A 16,928-nucleotide genomic window follows, 5' to 3' on the forward strand; every position below is an offset into this window, starting at 1 on the left:
TCAGCCCCTTAAATTCTCTATTAAATTGTCTATACTGCTTGGGTCGTTTAGATACGCAGTCGCCTCATCAATACTTAACCTCTCAACTAATTTTTCAGCCTCTGTTTCACTTGCACCTCGTTTTACTAGCTCACTTTGTAGTAGGTCGTGAGGCATTGGCTCAACTGTCAAATTTTCTTTTACAGTTGCCATTTCAACTTCAAGGGGCGCGGCTTCGATGTATTCGGCTTCCTCAGTTTGTGAATTTTTTGCACCAACTGAGATGTTTGGTTTTTCCGAACTACTCAAAAGCTCATTTAGGCCAGCCTTTGGCGGTGTTTTTTGAGTTTTTGATTGCTCATTAGGCTCAAATGTAACAATATCTTCCGCTTCATCAGATGTTTTTAGTCCATATTTTACTTCTGGAAAAAATTCATTTATAAAAAAACTTTGTGCTCTATATTTCATCATTAGCTCTGGCATTGTCTGCCATTTTGAGCCATTTTTACTTAGCCAACCCTCTCGCCTTGCCATTTCCATTGTTATGGTTGTACCTTTTAATAATTGTCCAGTTTGGGCATCTATGGCTTCACAATGTGCGCTATTGCCATCAGGGCTTACAATAGTTTGCAATCGCCCCTTTAAAAGTCCGCTCGAGTTTAGTCTAGCAACTAGGAATTTTGTTTCAAAACTAGGTTTGCCGTGAATGATATAAATACTTTGTGCTACCTCTAAAGCGCCTATATTCATACGCTGAGCTAAATCAAGCACAATAATCGCCGTTCCAATATTTGCTGTTTCGTTACCCTTGCGTAAATGAGTTGGGAAAAAATCAGTAGCCACAAAAGCTTTGGCTTTCCTTTGTTCAAGCTCAAATTTCTTTACCTCAAGCTCCGTTTTCCTATCTTGATATTCTTGTAGTTGGTTCATTTATCTATCCTTTATGCTGCTATCTTAAAAGCATTTACTATTTTTACACTTAGTGCGACTTGCCCTTTAGCTGTTATCCTAGTTGTGAATTTTTCTTTATTGCCTTTTGGTGTTACTATGATTTGCGGGATAACTTCAAAATATCCAGCCTCTACCCATTTTTGATAAGGCAAGTTGTCGATCATTAAGTATTTTTCATCTCTTAGCCACTTAAAGACCCTATTGCGACCCACCCTTATTTCACTATCACAAAGAGTTTTTACAAAGTCGCCTATTAATGCACTTGTAGCGCTAGCCTCGACGGCTTCAGCAAAAATAAGTTTTGGCATATCGGCAAGGCGTTGCGCTTCTAACGCTTCGATTTTGTCTATTTGGGTTATCGCTAGCTCTAAAGCCTCTTTATAGTTACGCGGAACGTTAAACGGATTTTTTAGTTTTTGCTCCATTAAGTTAAACGCTTTGATAAACTTAACTTTCCATTGATAGGCACGCTCGCCTGTAAAGCCCATAACAAGCAATGAAAAGCCGTCGCGAGTCATCTTATACATCGGTAATTTACGCCCCGTGCTATCTGCGTATTCACTCACCCGAAAATTCGGGGCAGTGAATTCGTCTTGTGGCAGCTCCCTTATTTTGGCTATAATATGGTCATGTCTTTTTTCAAAGACGTCTGCAATTTGTAGAGAAGTAGTCCAGATTTGACCGTCGGCTACTTCCAACTTGATCTCTTGGTTGTTGATGATTAGGTTTTCCATCATTTATCCTTTTCTTTCGGTTGAAGTATGTTTAAAATTTTGGCTCTCATCGCGTTGTGATTTTTAGATAGCGCGTCTAAAGCGCAGAATAAATCATAAGCGCAGTCAAGCACCTTGTAGCTTACTTCCTCGTCGCTGTCGGTCGGCTCTATTTTGTATAGCTCTAAATACTCGGCAAATTTCTGTTTAGTAGGGGCTTTCATTTTTGCCCCCTTGTAAGAAATATCCAAATGCAAGTAGCGAAAAAGGCTACAACCATTATGACATCGGTAAAATCTACTGACATTTTTGCTCCTTAGGGTATAATGTCAAAAGGCATCAGATTAAAGATTTTCTTTGTCCCCTTTCGGGGAGTGGATTAAATCCACCCAAAAATTCGCAAAATCCAATAAAGGATCTGCAAAACCAGACACAGAAGTTGCAACAATCTTGTCATCTGATGCTCCTTTGATTTATTTCAAAAGTAAGTTTTAATTACCTTTGATGAGAGCATCATACTAAATTAATTACTTAAAGTCAATAGATTTGTAAATAAAAGTGAAGCTATTTTGTAGTTTTTGGTAAAAATTGATGACTTTTTAGAAAAAGTAGCTTATTTTAGCCACTTTTTCAAATTCTCTTTTACGGCTTCGCTGTCGGCTATGTCGCGCTCAAGTTCTAATATCCGCTTATACATCTTGATGGCGTGCGCCATAGGCTCGCTTACGTTGCCCGTCGAGGCTGAATTTTTAATCGCGCCCTCGCCATACCCTATCATTTCGCCAAGTTGCTTGTAGGTTAAATTTAGCTCTTTGCAGGTAGCTTTGATTAGATTTTCTTTGGGTATATGCAAATTTGGATGATCGGAAATTTCATCATCTAACTCTTGATCGTATATGTCTCGGTTAAATTCATTAGATGTACCAACAAATCCACAATCTTGACATATTCTATCGCCAGTATCGATTTCTCGTCCAGCTTCTTCGACATAAATTCGCTCTTTTTTTATACTAGAACTTCCGCAGTTTGGGCATTTATACATTTTATTCCTTTATCTCTAAATTTCGTTGCTCGGCGCTTTTAGATGCTTCGATGCCTAAAATATCGTCTAAATAATAATCCGTGCTAACGACGTTTAGATCGGCGTCTATTACGGATTTAGATATTAGCGTGCCTGCTATCTTATCACCATATCTTAGTGCTATCTCATGGCGTTTTAGTTTTTTTAGCCACGTTTCGTCGATGATTTTTACGTCTATGGCAGCTCCATTTATGATAGTCCATTTGCTAGCGCCAGCCAAATCTGGCTTTTTGATAATAAAAGCACCTTTAAACTCGCTTTTTTGTTCTATTGCACCGTCTAAATCGTCGGCGCTAAACTCGTAACCACTTTTTACTTCTCGCTCTTTGCCTTTTAAATTTATGCGTGGTGACATTTTAAATCCTTTCGTGCTTTGGGATAGGTTTGACATCGCCCGTAAAAGAGTGGTCTTGTTATGTTTATAGCCATAACTTTTTAACTCACTATCCTCTATAATTTCACAAACTATCTCGTCGGCTCTATATGGCAACTGCTTTGGGTTGTCCTCTAAAAGCTCTATTAGTTTATCTTTAGCCTTAATCAACAAATCAGCTATGGCGTCTCTTGGGTCTTTCACGTAGCTCCTTATCTTGTCGCTATCTATGCTTTTTAGCACGTCTTTTACTTTAGCTTTTAGCGAGCCGTTTTCTACGCCCTCTAAAATAACGCGGGTTGTTATTTCACTATCGACATAGGAGCAAATAGCGACGTTTAGCTCGTCTAAGCTAGCGATAAAGGTGGATACGTTTTTAAAAAAGTCCGCTCCGCCGTCCGCGTCGAAATCAAAATGCAGGTCGTAGCTTGCGTCCATTTTCGGCCTTTTAAAGAAATTTATGCGATTATACAAAACCCTACTTTGATTTTAGATAATCTTTCAAATTTATGCTATCTGCTCGTAAAATTTCCACGCTGGTAAGCTCAAAGTTTGCACCGCATTTATCTTATCACCATCTTTTTTCGCATAGCCCCACCACTCGTCACGCTCACGGCAATATTTGTAAAGCTCTAGCAATTCAAGATATGTTTTACGTCCTTGCTCTATCGCTGCGGCGTCAAGTTCATAAAAACCTACAAAATAAGGGGCTTTTGTTTCAACAGCGATAAACAAGAAATAATTTACTTCTTTGCCTAAACTTCTTAAAATATCGCTGTAAAACGCTGCTTGCACGTGGTAATTAAAACTAGCGACCGATCTAGCAAAGCCAGTGGCCGAAGCGTCAGAAGTTGTTTTTAGATCAATTACTGCACCCATTTTTTCATTATAAAAATCAGGGCGACATTTAACCGCTACGCCCTCTATTTCACTAAAATAGCTTTGCTCGGCTAATCCGTCTTTTAAAAATATAGCTGTTTCACGCATAGAATTAACAGCATTTGCTATCTCTACGGCTGAGCCAAAAGTATCAATATCAAGCGAGGTTTTATCGCCTAAATTTTCTAAAAAATCGTTATAAATTGCTTTGCCCTCTTTGGTGCGTTTATCTATTTCAGGCTCTACGCAAAATTCATTTGAAAAATCTTTTGGCTCTAATACTAGCTTATGCACCGCAGAGCCTAAGAGTAAAGCTTTTGTAGGCTCACTCCTAAGCTCGTTTTTCATTTTTAAGTGCAAAGGGCTTTTGGCTAGTAGGTCGAGGTCACTCTTTGATATTTCAGGGCGTGCGTGGTATTCTTTATTTGTTAGCATTGTTAAGTCCTTTTATAATCTCTAAAAACTCACCTACAGTCATATTTGGCTTGCCGTAGAACTCAACAAGCCTCTTTAGTGTGGAGTATCGCATCTCTTTCAGCCTCCTCTCGTAGTTTTTTAAGTGTTTGTTGGTAAGTAGCCGTATAACTTAAAACTGCATCGTTGCTCATTTCAGCTTCAACGCATAGCACATAGACAAGCGCTGCGTAGGCAAAAAAGTCTTTTTTACAATGCTCGATAAGCAGATCAATTATTTCGCCACTATTTTCGCCAAGGGCATTTTTAAACGTGTAGCGATGGAGGTTATATACAGCTTCGATGTCGCTTATTAGTGGGTCAAACTCTTGATTTAAATTTATGTGTGCCACGTCGCTTTCGGCACACGCTAAGTCATGGCTTAAACTCATTTTTAACCCCTTTTGATATTTAGATAGGCGATATTCTTTATCTCGCCACCATTGCTGAAAAGCACCCTAAAAAACTTGATTAGCTTTTTCATCTCTAGCTCCTTTTTCTAATAGAAACCTTGCTCGCCACCGCCAGCTAGATGTTAGAAATCAATTTATACTTAAAGGAAAATTTGTATATGAAAATATTAGTGGGCTTTCGCCTACTCCAAGCAAGCAAGGCTTTTATTAGAAAAAGTGGTGTTTTTCGTTTTATTAATAACCCTGTGAAAAACTATCCTAAATCAGGGCTAATACCGAATAGCGACGTTTCGGCTCGCTATATCCGCTTCAGATTGAAACGTGATTAACCTGCAACTCGCAGGAGGCTCACTCTGTCAAGCTTTGCTTTGAAGCCTACAAAACGTTTTTTCGTTTTGATGAGTAAAGTGTATCATCACAACACTTAAGAGATACTTAAATAAGAGTATAAATAAAACACTTTTAAAAAATATTTTTATGGTATAATTTCATAACCCATTAAAAAGGCATAAATTATGGAATTTAAAGACCAAATAAAGGCTATCGCGAGCAAGATAGAGGATGTAAAAGGCAAAATCCATACAGAGGAGGCTACAAAAAATGCCCTCATTATGCCATTTATCCAAGCTTTGGGTTATGACGTATTTGACCCGAATGAGGTGGTGCCGGAATTCACGGCAGATTTAGGCATAAAACAAGGTGAAAAAATAGATTACGCCATTTTTAAAGACGGAGCGCCGATAATTCTGGTGGAGTGCAAAAAGGCTAACGCTGATCTAAACGTTAATAACGAATCACAGCTCTTTAGATATTTTCATACGGCATCGGCAAAATTTGCAATACTCACAAACGGTATTATTTACAAATTTTATACCGATCTTGACGAGAAAAACAAAATGGACACTACGCCATTTTTGAGCTTTAATATCCTAAAAATCAAAGATAATCAAATAACCGAGCTCGCAAAATTCCAAAAAGAAGCTTTTAACTCCGATGAAATTTTTAGTGTCGCAAACGTCTTAAGATTTTCAACAGAATTTAAGCGCGTGATAAATGCTGAAATGTCGGAGCCAAGCAAAGAATTCATCAAGTTTTTTATCAAAAAAGTATATACGGGCGTCGTAACGGATCGTATAATAGACCAGTTTGCAGGGGCGATAAAAAACACAATCGCGCAATACATAACCGACAGCGTAAATGAGCGGCTAGATGCTGCTAAAATAGACAAAAGCGGAGACAAGCAAGGATTAGAAATAGGCGATGACCTAAAAATGCCTAAAATCATAACGACTGACGAGGAAATAGAAGCGTTCCATATCGTCCGCGCCATTTTGTGCCAGTCGGTACCGCTAGAGCGCGTAAATTATCGCGATGCGCAATCGTATTTTGCCGTGCTGTTTGACGACAATAATCGTAAAACTATTTGTAGGCTTTATTTATCTGGTAGCAAAAAATACATCGGCATAGTAGATAAAAAGAAAAATGAGGACAAAATTTTAATCAATAGTATTGATGATATTTACAAAAACGGCGAAAAGTTGATTAGCATCGCAAGCTTTTATAACTCTGAGAAATAATTTATCTTTTTCTCCACACCCACGGCGGAGTAGGTTTTATTGGTCTGATAATTTTGATAAATCTATACTTTTCTTTAGGGTCAATCTAGGCGCCTTTGAATTATTGATCTTTTTAGCTATATCTTTTACAAGAGATAATGGGATATTTGCTTTTTTTAAGCTTAGTTTGTCTTTTTTTAAAATTTCATCAATATTTGTTTTAAACGGAGCATTGCAATCAATTAAAGATTCTTTGATTAAAAAGTCTAAGATTTTCCCATCTACATAAAGCAAGGATTCTAGTGCTACTTTATCATTTTTATAGACTTTTAATTTCTTATCTATCTGTGATGTTATCATAGATAGTATTATAATTTCATTTTTATCTCGAGTAGGCAAAATTATATAATAATGAGGTTTATCAAAGCCACTTTCCTCGAAATATAAAACAAATTTCAACGGATCGTCTAACGCTTTTATAAGCCTATCTTTATCTATCAAATATAGCTTCTTTATAAAATTCTTGGCTTATTTTTACGCGTTCATCAGGGATTATAGAATATTCTAATGTCTTATCGTTTGTTTTTTCAAAAAAGTCATCTATTTCCATTTTAAAGCTTGTATCGCTCTCTCTTAGTTTTTTCTCGAATCTATTCCACTCTTTATATTTGTGGGTTATATCTATTAACTTGCTTGAGCTATACTGACCGAATTGTTCTATTGAGAAATCTAACGCTTCAATATCCGTGTCACTCAGCTCATCATAGTCGTCTCTTATTAAGAGTGAGCCATTTGATTTTACAAAATATGGTGGAATTTTGCTTATTATATCTTTGGCGTAGTCCTTTTGCTCAATAGGGACAGTATCTTTGAAGCTAATAATATCATAAGTTGCACTAGCCACTGGACCACATCTCATAGCACAAAATTGATCATTGGTGATTGATTGGAAATACTTCCTTAGGCTATACCTTTCTGCAAAAAATAGTAATTTCAAAATCGTGAGCTTATCTAATAAGCTATCGGGAGATGCTCTTTTTACTATATAATCAACAGCTTGTATCGCAGCTTTGTAATTTAGCATATTGCCTCCTTTAGCTTTGAGATTTCCATTGTATAAACTAATTATTCTTTTTATCACGTGGAATTTGATTATATCAAACTTTTATCAAACTTCGCTTAAAGTAAATTAGGTCTTTTGATTGTAGTCTTGCTTTTTCTCTGGGGCGTCAATGCCGTATAGTCTGACCTTTGTTTGCTCTTTGCCACTTAACACAGTGATAGTGTCGCCGTCAGATATTTTTATGACTTTGGCAGGGAAAGCAAATAAAAATAAAGGGTAGATGAAAAGTAAAAAACGGATCACTGCTTTTTGACAAAGTATATTAAAAATCTATATGCGTCGTAAGTTTTAAAAATTGCGATAAGAAACAACAAAAAAGATATAATGCAAATAACTATTTTGATGGTATCACTCATAAAATCTAGACGAATAAACCAAAACAAACATATAACAACACCACTAATAAAATTCCAACATATAGAGCTATTATATCGCTTTATAACGCTATCAATAAGCCCAGTTTCTCGAAACTCTGCTATTCGCCCAGTGCTAATAGTTTGCAATATAGTAATAGCAGCAATAACAAAGGCTAGCATGGTAAAGCTTATAGTAAAAAGTTTATCTAAATTAGAATAAATAAAATCTACATCTATCATCTTGATAAATCCATTATTTCTTGTATATGTTTTTCATAAACGTCTTTTATGACGACAAGCATGTCTTCAGGTGCAACACGCTTTTTATTTTCCCTTACGCTCATAGATACCGTATAAAACTCATCTAGCAAATCAATTAAAACACCACTTTTTAAATAAGAGTTTGATGTCTTTATTCGCATTCTACTATAATTTTCTTTATTCCCCAACAATTTTTTAAAAACATCGGCGCCAAATAAACCTCTGCCTTTTTTGGCTGTTATTTTTATCTCGATTCGCCCCAGATCGTCATCGTCTATTTTTAATATTCCTTTATCGTCAAGACCGAGTTCTTGTAGGATTTTTATCGATGGGTTAGCTAGTGCGATGTCGTATGCTTTTATGATGTCGGAATTTGCTGCGGTGTCAAAATCCCCGCCTCTCTAGCCCTTAAATACAGATCAGCCACGAGCGGCAAAATTTCGGCATTAAACCCCTCTTTCTTATTGTCGTCTTTATCCAAGTATGGCACTCGCTTGATCATGGCTCGCAAGTCCGATGAAATCAGGCCTTGCAGGTTTTTAGCATCCATAAAAGCGGGGGTCTGATCTTGCCTTGAATTCCCTCTAGGCTCACGCCCTAAAGCCCTAAAAACGGCGTTATGACCGATAACTCTCGCCCCATCCTCTAAAACGGCGACATCAAGTTCTGTATCGCCGATTTTTAATATGCCGTCAGCTAAAGACTTTAAAATCTTGCTTATTATTTTTTATCCTTTCTAAAACCTCTTTGAATTTATGGAGTAACTACCGACTACGCGTCTACAAAAACAACTAATATTTTATTTAAGAACATCTAAAATATAAGCATTCTTTATTTTTTGCGTTTTGCCGTCTTTAATAAGTTTTATTTTTAAATTAACTGGCTCTTGTTTTTCGGCTTTTTGTATAAGTGTTATTCTTTTTTCTACAGAGAGAATATCGGAGTTTAAATTTACATTGCCAAGCTCTTTTACTCTAAAAGGTCTTTCACTTGTAAAAAATTGAGATTGTATATGAAATAAATCATCTATTTCTTCTTCTAAATCTGGCACTTCTGTTTGTGACAATACGACCCTAAATTTGTCCTTGTCTGCTGAAGTTATAGGGGCATTTATTTGATCGTCTAGTTCAGGGGCTATTATGGCCTTTTCTTGGTCTTGTAAAACTTCTGCAATCCTTTTTTTAACATGATTAGCTGGCTCTTGCAAACTACGATCAGCAGACAAATCTTTTACCATTTTTGATACAGTTTCTAGTCGTTTTTGTTCCGCTTCATCTCTTGCTTGCTGAGCTTGCTTTTGGATACTTTCTGCTTGGAGATCCGTATATTTATGGAAGCTGCTATTAGCAAACCAGCCACCAATGGCAATTATAAAAACTACCATTACTTGCCATCCATTCATACGCTTTAGCCCCTCTTTCAAAATATCTTTTATGTCAGTTGAAATTTCTAAACAACCCTTTTCAAGTTTGAATTTTAACATTCTTTGGCTTTGTGGAATTTGAATATTAAATTTTTGTTCCAGCCCTGCAATAAAATTCTCATATTGGACTTGATACTCCAATACTACTCTTGCAACACCTGCATCTATATAAGTCAAATCGAAGTCGTTAAAACGACCACCATCGAGTTTAATTTTATACTCTATATCGCCTATTTTAGAGATTTTTATGTCGCTTTGTGTTTGCAACATAAAATCCTTTGCTCGCAACAAATCGGCAACTGAATTTATTTCAATATCTCTCATTTTTTACCTCTTTTTTTCATTTTGAAAATCTCCTTACTTTATCCCATAATCCTCAAACGTTAGCCCTTTATACACTTCGCAATGGACTTTACCGCAGACTTTACCAAGTATTTCCCATTCATAGCCCTCTTTGTGTGGGTACATTTCGCCATATTTTGTATTTATACTAATTAACTTTATCCCGTTATGTGGCAAAAACTCAACCCTTTTTATATAAACACTCTCTCCCATTCTGACGATATAAACACCAGCAATACGTACAAATTTATCCCTACCTGCTACCATATCAGCAATAGCCCAGTCACCCTCGTAAAAATCAGGCTCCATGCTATCGCCCACCACTTCAAAAATACGCAAATTTTTAGTGTCAAGCCCTTTTAAAAAAGCCTTATCAACTGCGATCTTTCTCTCGTCTTTTTGAAGCATAGCGAGATCATAAATCCCCTCGCTACCGGCACCGACGCGCATTTCTGATTTTGATAAAAATACAATATTGTCGAGTGGTAAGTCTTTAAGCGTGTCCGACCCGCCGATTATTAATTCGTCAAGGCTTGTATCAAAAAGCTCGGCAAGGGCTCTTAAAGTTTTAATTTCAGGGTTATTTCTCGTCTTTTCGTCTTTTCTAAACCAATTTTTTACCCCGTCCAAAGTATAGTTTATCCCTTGATCGGCAAGAAAAAAAACTATATCGTTTTGATTTATCCCTTTTTCTCGCATAATCTCTTTTGCGCGCTTAAAATCAAACATCTTGGCCATTTTTTGCCTCCTTAGATAGGTGTTTTTATTGAGCACTATTATACCAAATTTTAAAATTTAATTAATGTTTTTATACTACACTAATTAAACTGCTCTTAAGGGTTTTAATACTACACTTACACCATGAATTACAAAACACTAAAAAAAATTTTGTTGCAATATCTAAAGATCGATAGAGTAAAGCGGTTATTAGCAAAAGGCAACAAAGGCAAACACAAACCATCGGGCACGTTAATGATAGTTTTGGAAAAGAAACACGATGTCCCCGCCGTCGCTTGGGAAGACATCCGCCTTTGGCTATCCGAGCAAGAAGCCAAACAACTCAAAAAGGCTAAAAAATGATCGCTGAATTTTTATATGTCGTTTTTGCCGTAGCGTGTATTTACGGCATCGGCTGGATTTGCGGCATTACGCTCCTATTATTTTGCCGTTTTTTAGCGTTCTTTGCCGAAAAACTAGACTAAGGTAGAATGAATGAGACATCTATCGTTTGATTTGTTACAAATTCCCTTCTTAACGAAGGGGCAGTCTATGCGCGTTATTTTATCGTTTTTAAAAGCGACGGGCACGATCATGTTTTTATCGTCGAATTCGCTATCTCCTCTTAGTAGGCATAGATATTCTTTTTCATATCTAAAAGTTTCTTTAATGAGATACTTTTTCATATTCCAGCCTGAAACAAAGCCGAGAATAAAAATAAATAAAGCTATCGCAAACGACGTAAAACCGCCATTAGCTAAGGCTTTTAAAAAAGCGTCGAATATTTCGACCATAAAAATCCTTTTTGCTAATTATATCCAAAAAGAGTGCAAAAAATGATCGCCGAGACAAGCATAAACGGCTACATAGCTAGCATAGATCAGCACGAGATACAAAAAACGCAGATAATGAAAGCGCTTTTAAAATACCCAAACGGCGCGTCAAGACATATGTTGTCAGTAGCAACGGGGCTACCTACTGCTACCGTGAGCGCTAGAGTTAACACCCTTGTGTATTTAGGGCGTATAAAAGAGCGGGGCAAAGATAAATGCCCTATCACCGGCGTAACCGTGAAATGGTGCTATTTTAATGAAGCTCACCTTATAAACAAGGAGCTTATAAAATGCATAAAGGCGGCGAGCAATGCCTGACATTGAGTTTATGATCGCGTCTTTTGCGATCGGCGTTATTTTGTTTGAGCTGATAAATTACTTCAACTTTAGGATATGAAAATATGAATTTAAGCGACTTTAGTAAAGAGCAAATTTTAAGAGAACGTAGGCGACTATCGGACATGAAGAAGCGTTGCAACGATCCTAAAAACAAAGACTACAAATTTTATGGTGCTAGAGGTATAAAAATCTGCGAGGAGTGGATGAACAATCCAACTAGCTTTTATCTTTTCGCACTTAAAGAAAACAAAGGACGCGAGGGGCTCACGATAGATCGTATAGATCCGGACGGAGATTATGAGCCCTCAAATGTGCGTTTTGTGTCACGCCACCAAAACTGCGTAGAAAATTTTGTAGGCAAGCAAGGCAAAGATACGCCTAATTTTCGCATTTATGCCAAACATGGTGGACTTTACGAAAACCAATACGAAAAGAAGCACTTTAAAGATGTGTGCTACCACTTTTGCAATAAACGTCGCCAAGGTGGCTGGAGCTTGTATGAAAGCTTGAACGTCCCAGTAGGACAAAGGCGCGATATATTTTGGTACAAGATAGAAAAGCGAAAAACCGAGTTTTTTAACGAGATATTTCTAAATTTAAAAGATCAATTAGCTATTTATCCTGAACTAGGTAGCCCAAGAGCTTGTCCTAAATGTAAAGAAGAATCAATGTTTTTAAAAATGGATTATCCAGTGAGAATGGAGTGTGCCTGCGGTTATCGTTTAGACTTACAAACGGTTAAGGCTAAATTTAGTGCTAGACACGCGCCTAGAGTAAGCAAAGTAAAAATCAATGCAATACTAAAAAAGAGCAAATACGAACCTAGAACGGAATATATAAGCAGTCTAGGAGCTCAAAGCGGTATAGAAATTTAAAAGGGGGTTTAGATGAGCGATAATTTGCAAAACGGATATGCAATTTGCTTTAATTCCTGGCTATTTGATGAAAGGATACAAAATGAGCTTAGGCTCTTGCTTTTAATCTCTTCATTGTCAGCTAAAGAGGGCTATTGTTACGCGTCTAACGAGTATTTAGGCGAGAAGTTTGGCAAGTCTAAAGATTGGGCTAGCTCTGGTGTAACAAAATTAAAAAATCTAGGTTACATCGAGGTTGAATTGCAAAAATTCGGCGCGGTAGTAACTAATCGAAAAATTAAGATGGTAGCCCTAGAAAACGCAGCTCGTCCGCGAACGGAAAATCCAACGTCCGCCGACGGAGAAAATCAGGTCGCCGACGGAAAATCCAACGTCCGCGAACGGAAAATCCAACGTCCGCCATATAATGTATGCGCGCGAATGAATAATACAAGCAGTAATCAATTACAAGCCTTAAAATTACAAGCTAATAATAACCCCCTACCCCCTAAGGACATTTCACTACCTGACTTCATCGACCCTACTCTTTGGCAAGAATATCTAGCCTACAAGAAAGAGCGACGAGAGAAACTAAGCACTAAGGGTATCGAGATGAAATTTAGAGACTGGGCTAAATGGCGAGATGAAGGCATAGACGTAAACGAGTGTATAAGAGAAGCAATGCGGAATGAGTGGCAGGGCGTCTTTAAGCCAAAGCCCGACAAAAACGGCGGCGGGCGAAACGTGCCAAACAATGCTACGACAAATCCTCACGGGCTAAAACAAGGCACATTAAACACAATGGCGGCGTTTAGGGAGCTAGCTAGAGAAATGAGAAAAAACGGAAAAAGTGATTTAGTGGGAGATTTTCAATGACGATACAAGAATTTTACGGCGTATTTATGCCGACAGTGGAGTATTACGGAGCGAATTTAAGCAAAGCCGTGATCGCACTTTATTTCGAGGACTTAATGGACTACGAGGCGAGCGAATTAGCCGCGGCGCTAAAACTAGTCAGGCAAACGCGAAAATATCCTACGATGCCTACGTCTGCGGAAATTTTAGAAGCGCTTAACGGAGATGAGGGCGACAAAGCGCAAAAAGCGTTAGACGAGCTAACTTACGCGATAGGACGCTACGGACCTTATCGTAGCGTATGCTTTAAAGACGGAGCGATAATGTCAGTAGTGCGTGCTAGGGGTGGCTGGGTAAAGGTTTGCAACCTAGAAGGGCAAGACTGGGAGAATTTTAAAAAGTGGGACTTTGCCAAGCTTTATAAGATTTACGCGAAAAACCCACAAATTTGTCCAGATTATCTAATTGGCGAGAGCGAGGCGAATAATGGCTTTAACGGCGTAGGCGGAAACGAGCCAGTGTATTTTATCGGCGGGACTAACGACGGCAAATTTATGGATGTGACTAAATTTAAAGCCCTAACAGAGCAAAAATCACCCATTAAGGCGATATTGTCAGGCGTGATAAAAAGGATTGGCGCGTGATCAAATACGTGAGCAAAAAAGAGCGTGAGATGAAAGCCGTATATATCACGATAACAGAAGTTGGAGCGAGCATAATCGCAAAGGTGGCAGACGAAAACAAAAAGATACTTGATAGCTTTGAGATAAGTCGCAAGGACGCAAGCGGTGTGCTTGAAGTAATGAGAAAGTGGAATGAGAAGCACAAGGGCGAGAAGGAGGCTAGCCTTGATATATAACTCTGCCCCTTTACCATTTCAAGGACAAAAAAGAAACTTCATTAAGCATTTTAGAGAGCTTATAAAAAACGAGTTTAGAGCGCATCGAAACGGAGTTTTTATCGATGCTTTTGGTGGCTCTGGACTACTTAGCCACAATATAAAGCAAATTTATCCTAATGCAAGGGTAATTTATAACGACTACGATAATTACAGTGAGAGGCTGGCAAATATAGAGGTAACAAACGAGATTTTACAAGCAATAGAGCCTATCACAAAAAAATACAAAAAGAATGAAAAAGTAAGTGGAGAGGATAGAGAAAAAATTATAAAAATCATAGATGAGTATATAAAGAGAGGATATTTCATCGACTGGCTAACACTCAGCTCAAGGCTTCTTTTTTCTGGTAAATATGCTCATAATGAAGATGAATTTAAAAAAGAGAAAACATTTTTTATAACCAGCACAGGAATGTCTTTATATCAAGTAAATGGTTATTTAAAAGGCGTTGAGATCGTCCGCAAAGATGCAATAGAGCTGATAAAAGAATTTGAAAATAAAGATGTTGTATTGGTTTTAGACCCACCATATTTGCAAACAAACAAAGCAGGTTATAAATGCTTTTGGGGGCTACGCGACTTCTTAAAGCTGATTAGACTAGTACGAGAACCTTTTATATTTTTTTCAAGTGAAAATAGCGACATTTTGCCATACATAGACGACCGTGTAGAGTGTGGTGATGAAGTTTTTAAAGGATACGGCCTAAAACAAGCAATTTTAGCTAATGGACAAGCGAAGACTGATTATATGATCTACAAAAGCGGAGCAAGGGGGCTATTTTGATGGAACTAAATAAAATTTATAACACTGACTGCTTAAATTTTATGAAAAATATGCCTGATGCGTGCGTTGATTTGGTCGTTACTGATCCGCCTTATATCATCTACACAAAAGGCGGAGGGTTAGGTAAGAGCCCAGTCTATGAAAAGGGCGATTTGGCAAAGATAGCTGATGGCTTTGATGTAAAAACAACACTAAATGAGCTTGAACGAATTTGTAAAAAAACAAATATTTTTATCTTTTGCTCTACCAAACAAAAGCCTGAGATAATGAGCTGGGCTTATGAAAAAGGACATAACGTAGCTGAGTTATTTTGGCACAAGCCTAACGCAGCACCATTTACAAACAATACTTTTAAAAGTGACATCGAAAATATTATCTACATAAGAGCAAAAGGTGTCAAGATAAAAGGTAGATCAAAGCTCTTTACTCAAAACGCAAAAAAGAGCGAATACGGACATCCTAGCGAAAAGCCACTAAGTATTATCAAAAGCTTGATTTTAACTAGCTCAAGCGATGGTGAGTTAGTTTTTGATCCATTTATGGGTAGTGGGACAACGGCGGCGGCGTGCAAAGAGCTAAATAGAAATTTTATTGGCTGTGAGATAGAGGCTAAATACTGCGAAATGGCCGAGAAAAGGTTAAGAGAAACGATAAAGGGGCTAATATGAGCGAAATCTTAAATTATGCAGTTTATAAACTAGATCTTGACGAGATAGAGGGTAGCGACGATTGGTTTGACGCTAATGGACGGCTAAAATACAAAGAGCGGTTTTTATTTGATACGCTCAAAGAAGCGGGCGAGATAGAAAAAAGTTGGCTAGTGGCCTTATTTGCAAGCGAGCAAGACGCGATAGAGTTTTGCGAGGGCGCAGGACTAAGCTCAGACTCGGATTATTTTTATTTTTGCACTCGTGGACACTACTCATTAGATGTAGAAATGGGCGAATATGTAGAGGTAGGATATTGATGCCGCCCAAATACGAAAACACCCTAGCGTATGCAAAATCGACGGGGCAAGTACCGCTAGAGGATTGGGAGATGAAATTCTTTGCCGGCTGGCTAAAAAGAAATAATCTAAAATTTACCCACGTAGCAAACGAGAGAGTAGCCAGCGTGCAATACAAAAAGAAACTAAAAGCTATGGGAACTAGCGCAGGTTTCCCCGATATGCTCGTATTTTTGCCGAGCAAGATCGTATTTGTCGAGATGAAACGAGCCAAAAAGAGCCTAAGCAGGGTATCGGACGAGCAAGAGGATTGGGTAGATACTATCAACTGCTACGGCTACGCAAAAGCTAGAGTTTGTTACGGCTCGGGCGAGGCGATAGACTTTATCAAGAGCGAGATGGGGAGAACGCGCTGATTGAAATACGACGTCGATAAATTTTACGCCTTATCTGAACACTTTAAGGACAACTTATCGGTTGTGGCTTGTGCTGCCGCCATAGCGATATACGCTAAGGGCATTTTAAAAGATTTTTCATTTGGCCGCTACAAAGATGAGCTCATAAAACCGCTGCAAGCACTGACCGACGGGCTAACACCGGACAAACTCGAAACCTTTGCGCGTGGTGTAGAAGCTATAATAAGCAAAGACAAAATATTATCGCGCGACGACTTCGCAAACATCGAAGCGTATAGCGTATTTGAAAAGTCGTACGACAAAAGCGGCGTAAAGCTAAGAAATAAAACTAAACGCCCGCGTAGGGTTAAAAAAGAACAACTAGAGTTTAAATTTTAAGGGGA

General features: G+C 38.0%; 27 protein-coding genes. 11 read left to right on the forward strand and 16 right to left on the reverse strand.

The genetic code is table 11. The annotated features are described in order from the left end of the window. The 7 genes from CVT15_RS10090 to CVT15_RS08670 all read right to left on the reverse strand — a co-directional run bounded on the left by CVT15_RS10090 (position 1) and on the right by CVT15_RS08670 (position 4,821). Entirely contained in the window at positions 1–909 is a 909-nt protein-coding gene (locus tag CVT15_RS10090) for a hypothetical protein (RefSeq protein ID WP_230853927.1), read from the reverse strand. Positions 910–920: 11 nt separating this feature from the next. Next, positions 921–1,664, reverse strand: coding sequence for a phage regulatory protein/antirepressor Ant (locus tag CVT15_RS08645; RefSeq protein WP_107898268.1), 744 nt, complete (start codon positions 1,662–1,664; stop codon positions 921–923). After that, the gene (locus CVT15_RS08650) at positions 1,664–1,867 is read right to left on the reverse strand and encodes a hypothetical protein (protein WP_103576507.1); all 204 of its coding nucleotides are present in this window, start codon (positions 1,865–1,867) and stop codon (positions 1,664–1,666) included. The genes CVT15_RS08645 and CVT15_RS08650 overlap by 1 nt, the downstream gene beginning before the upstream one ends. 389 nt (positions 1,868–2,256) lie before the next feature. Continuing rightward, positions 2,257–2,685, reverse strand: a complete 429-nt coding sequence (locus CVT15_RS10095) for a TFIIB-type zinc ribbon-containing protein (protein ID WP_230853928.1) — start codon at positions 2,683–2,685, stop codon at positions 2,257–2,259. A gap of 1 nt (position 2,686) precedes the next feature. Continuing rightward, a complete protein-coding gene (locus CVT15_RS08660) occupies positions 2,687–3,535 on the reverse strand; it encodes a hypothetical protein (protein ID WP_107898269.1) in 849 nt (282 codons plus the stop codon). A 69-nt stretch (positions 3,536–3,604) separates the two neighbouring features. Further along, positions 3,605–4,411: a PD-(D/E)XK nuclease-like domain-containing protein gene (locus tag CVT15_RS08665; RefSeq protein ID WP_107898270.1), complete on the reverse strand. Its 807-nt coding sequence runs from the start codon at positions 4,409–4,411 to the stop codon at positions 3,605–3,607. A gap of 62 nt (positions 4,412–4,473) precedes the next feature. After that, the gene (locus tag CVT15_RS08670; RefSeq protein WP_107898271.1) at positions 4,474–4,821 is read right to left on the reverse strand and encodes a hypothetical protein; all 348 of its coding nucleotides are present in this window, start codon (positions 4,819–4,821) and stop codon (positions 4,474–4,476) included. 536 nt (positions 4,822–5,357) lie between these two features. Here CVT15_RS08670 and CVT15_RS08675 point away from each other — a divergent pair. Next, complete coding sequence (locus CVT15_RS08675; RefSeq protein ID WP_107898272.1) at positions 5,358–6,419, forward strand: type I restriction endonuclease; 1,062 nt, start codon at positions 5,358–5,360, stop codon at positions 6,417–6,419. A gap of 36 nt (positions 6,420–6,455) precedes the next feature. On the opposite strand, the gene CVT15_RS08680 is transcribed toward CVT15_RS08675, so the two are convergent. The 9 genes from CVT15_RS08680 to CVT15_RS08720 form a co-directional block, all read right to left on the reverse strand. After that, the gene (locus CVT15_RS08680) at positions 6,456–6,899 is read right to left on the reverse strand and encodes a hypothetical protein (protein WP_103576501.1); all 444 of its coding nucleotides are present in this window, start codon (positions 6,897–6,899) and stop codon (positions 6,456–6,458) included. After that, on the reverse strand, positions 6,889–7,482 hold the full coding sequence (locus CVT15_RS08685) for a Panacea domain-containing protein (protein ID WP_103576500.1): 594 nt from the start codon (positions 7,480–7,482) through the stop codon (positions 6,889–6,891). Before CVT15_RS08685 ends, CVT15_RS08680 begins: the two co-directional genes overlap by 11 nt. A gap of 105 nt (positions 7,483–7,587) precedes the next feature. Then, positions 7,588–7,764 carry a thermonuclease family protein gene (locus CVT15_RS08690; RefSeq protein ID WP_159070264.1) on the reverse strand — a complete coding sequence of 59 codons (177 nt, stop codon included), beginning with the start codon at positions 7,762–7,764 and terminating at the stop codon, positions 7,588–7,590. Further along, positions 7,761–8,117: a hypothetical protein gene (locus CVT15_RS08695; RefSeq protein ID WP_107898273.1), complete on the reverse strand. Its 357-nt coding sequence runs from the start codon at positions 8,115–8,117 to the stop codon at positions 7,761–7,763. The genes CVT15_RS08690 and CVT15_RS08695 overlap by 4 nt, the downstream gene beginning before the upstream one ends. Then, positions 8,114–8,299, reverse strand: a complete 186-nt coding sequence (locus CVT15_RS08700; RefSeq protein ID WP_107898274.1) for a hypothetical protein — start codon at positions 8,297–8,299, stop codon at positions 8,114–8,116. The genes CVT15_RS08695 and CVT15_RS08700 overlap by 4 nt, the downstream gene beginning before the upstream one ends. Positions 8,300–8,496: 197 nt before the next feature. Next, a complete protein-coding gene (locus tag CVT15_RS10100) occupies positions 8,497–8,640 on the reverse strand; it encodes a hypothetical protein (protein ID WP_230853929.1) in 144 nt (47 codons plus the stop codon). A 297-nt stretch (positions 8,641–8,937) separates the two neighbouring features. Continuing rightward, positions 8,938–9,885 (reverse strand): hypothetical protein, encoded by a 948-nt coding sequence (locus CVT15_RS08710; protein ID WP_107898276.1) that lies wholly within the window; start codon positions 9,883–9,885, stop codon positions 8,938–8,940. 33 nt (positions 9,886–9,918) lie between these two features. Next, entirely contained in the window at positions 9,919–10,641 is a 723-nt protein-coding gene (locus tag CVT15_RS08715) for an XRE family transcriptional regulator (RefSeq protein ID WP_107898277.1), read from the reverse strand. A 455-nt stretch (positions 10,642–11,096) separates the two neighbouring features. After that, entirely contained in the window at positions 11,097–11,414 is a 318-nt protein-coding gene (locus CVT15_RS08720; protein ID WP_159070265.1) for a hypothetical protein, read from the reverse strand. 42 nt (positions 11,415–11,456) lie between these two features. Here CVT15_RS08720 and CVT15_RS08725 point away from each other — a divergent pair, with 42 nt between their 5' ends. The 10 genes from CVT15_RS08725 (at position 11,457) to CVT15_RS08770 (ending at position 16,923) form a co-directional block, all read left to right on the forward strand. Continuing rightward, a complete protein-coding gene (locus CVT15_RS08725) occupies positions 11,457–11,771 on the forward strand; it encodes a hypothetical protein (RefSeq protein ID WP_196373525.1) in 315 nt (104 codons plus the stop codon). Between the two features lie 83 nt (positions 11,772–11,854). Then, positions 11,855–12,667, forward strand: coding sequence for a hypothetical protein (locus CVT15_RS08730; protein WP_107898280.1), 813 nt, complete (start codon positions 11,855–11,857; stop codon positions 12,665–12,667). 12 nt (positions 12,668–12,679) lie between these two features. Further along, positions 12,680–13,522 carry a helix-turn-helix domain-containing protein gene (locus CVT15_RS08735; protein WP_107898281.1) on the forward strand — a complete coding sequence of 281 codons (843 nt, stop codon included), beginning with the start codon at positions 12,680–12,682 and terminating at the stop codon, positions 13,520–13,522. Continuing rightward, positions 13,519–14,145, forward strand: coding sequence for a DUF6475 domain-containing protein (locus CVT15_RS08740; protein ID WP_107898282.1), 627 nt, complete (start codon positions 13,519–13,521; stop codon positions 14,143–14,145). Before CVT15_RS08735 ends, CVT15_RS08740 begins: the two co-directional genes overlap by 4 nt. After that, positions 14,142–14,360, forward strand: a complete 219-nt coding sequence (locus CVT15_RS08745; RefSeq protein WP_107898283.1) for a hypothetical protein — start codon at positions 14,142–14,144, stop codon at positions 14,358–14,360. The genes CVT15_RS08740 and CVT15_RS08745 overlap by 4 nt, the downstream gene beginning before the upstream one ends. Beyond that, on the forward strand, positions 14,350–15,183 hold the full coding sequence (locus CVT15_RS08750; RefSeq protein ID WP_159070266.1) for a DNA adenine methylase: 834 nt from the start codon (positions 14,350–14,352) through the stop codon (positions 15,181–15,183). The genes CVT15_RS08745 and CVT15_RS08750 overlap by 11 nt, the downstream gene beginning before the upstream one ends. Beyond that, positions 15,183–15,851: a DNA-methyltransferase gene (locus CVT15_RS08755; protein ID WP_107898285.1), complete on the forward strand. Its 669-nt coding sequence runs from the start codon at positions 15,183–15,185 to the stop codon at positions 15,849–15,851. Before CVT15_RS08750 ends, CVT15_RS08755 begins: the two co-directional genes overlap by 1 nt. Next, entirely contained in the window at positions 15,848–16,150 is a 303-nt protein-coding gene (locus tag CVT15_RS08760; protein ID WP_107898286.1) for a hypothetical protein, read from the forward strand. Before CVT15_RS08755 ends, CVT15_RS08760 begins: the two co-directional genes overlap by 4 nt. Beyond that, complete coding sequence (locus CVT15_RS08765; protein WP_107898287.1) at positions 16,150–16,545, forward strand: VRR-NUC domain-containing protein; 396 nt, start codon at positions 16,150–16,152, stop codon at positions 16,543–16,545. The genes CVT15_RS08760 and CVT15_RS08765 overlap by 1 nt, the downstream gene beginning before the upstream one ends. After that, positions 16,546–16,923, forward strand: coding sequence for a hypothetical protein (locus tag CVT15_RS08770; protein ID WP_196373526.1), 378 nt, complete (start codon positions 16,546–16,548; stop codon positions 16,921–16,923). Positions 16,924–16,928: the final 5 nt, after the last annotated feature.

Origin of the sequence: Campylobacter concisus (assembly GCF_003048595.2) — a bacterium.
Taxonomy (GTDB): domain Bacteria; phylum Campylobacterota; class Campylobacteria; order Campylobacterales; family Campylobacteraceae; genus Campylobacter_A; species Campylobacter_A concisus_L.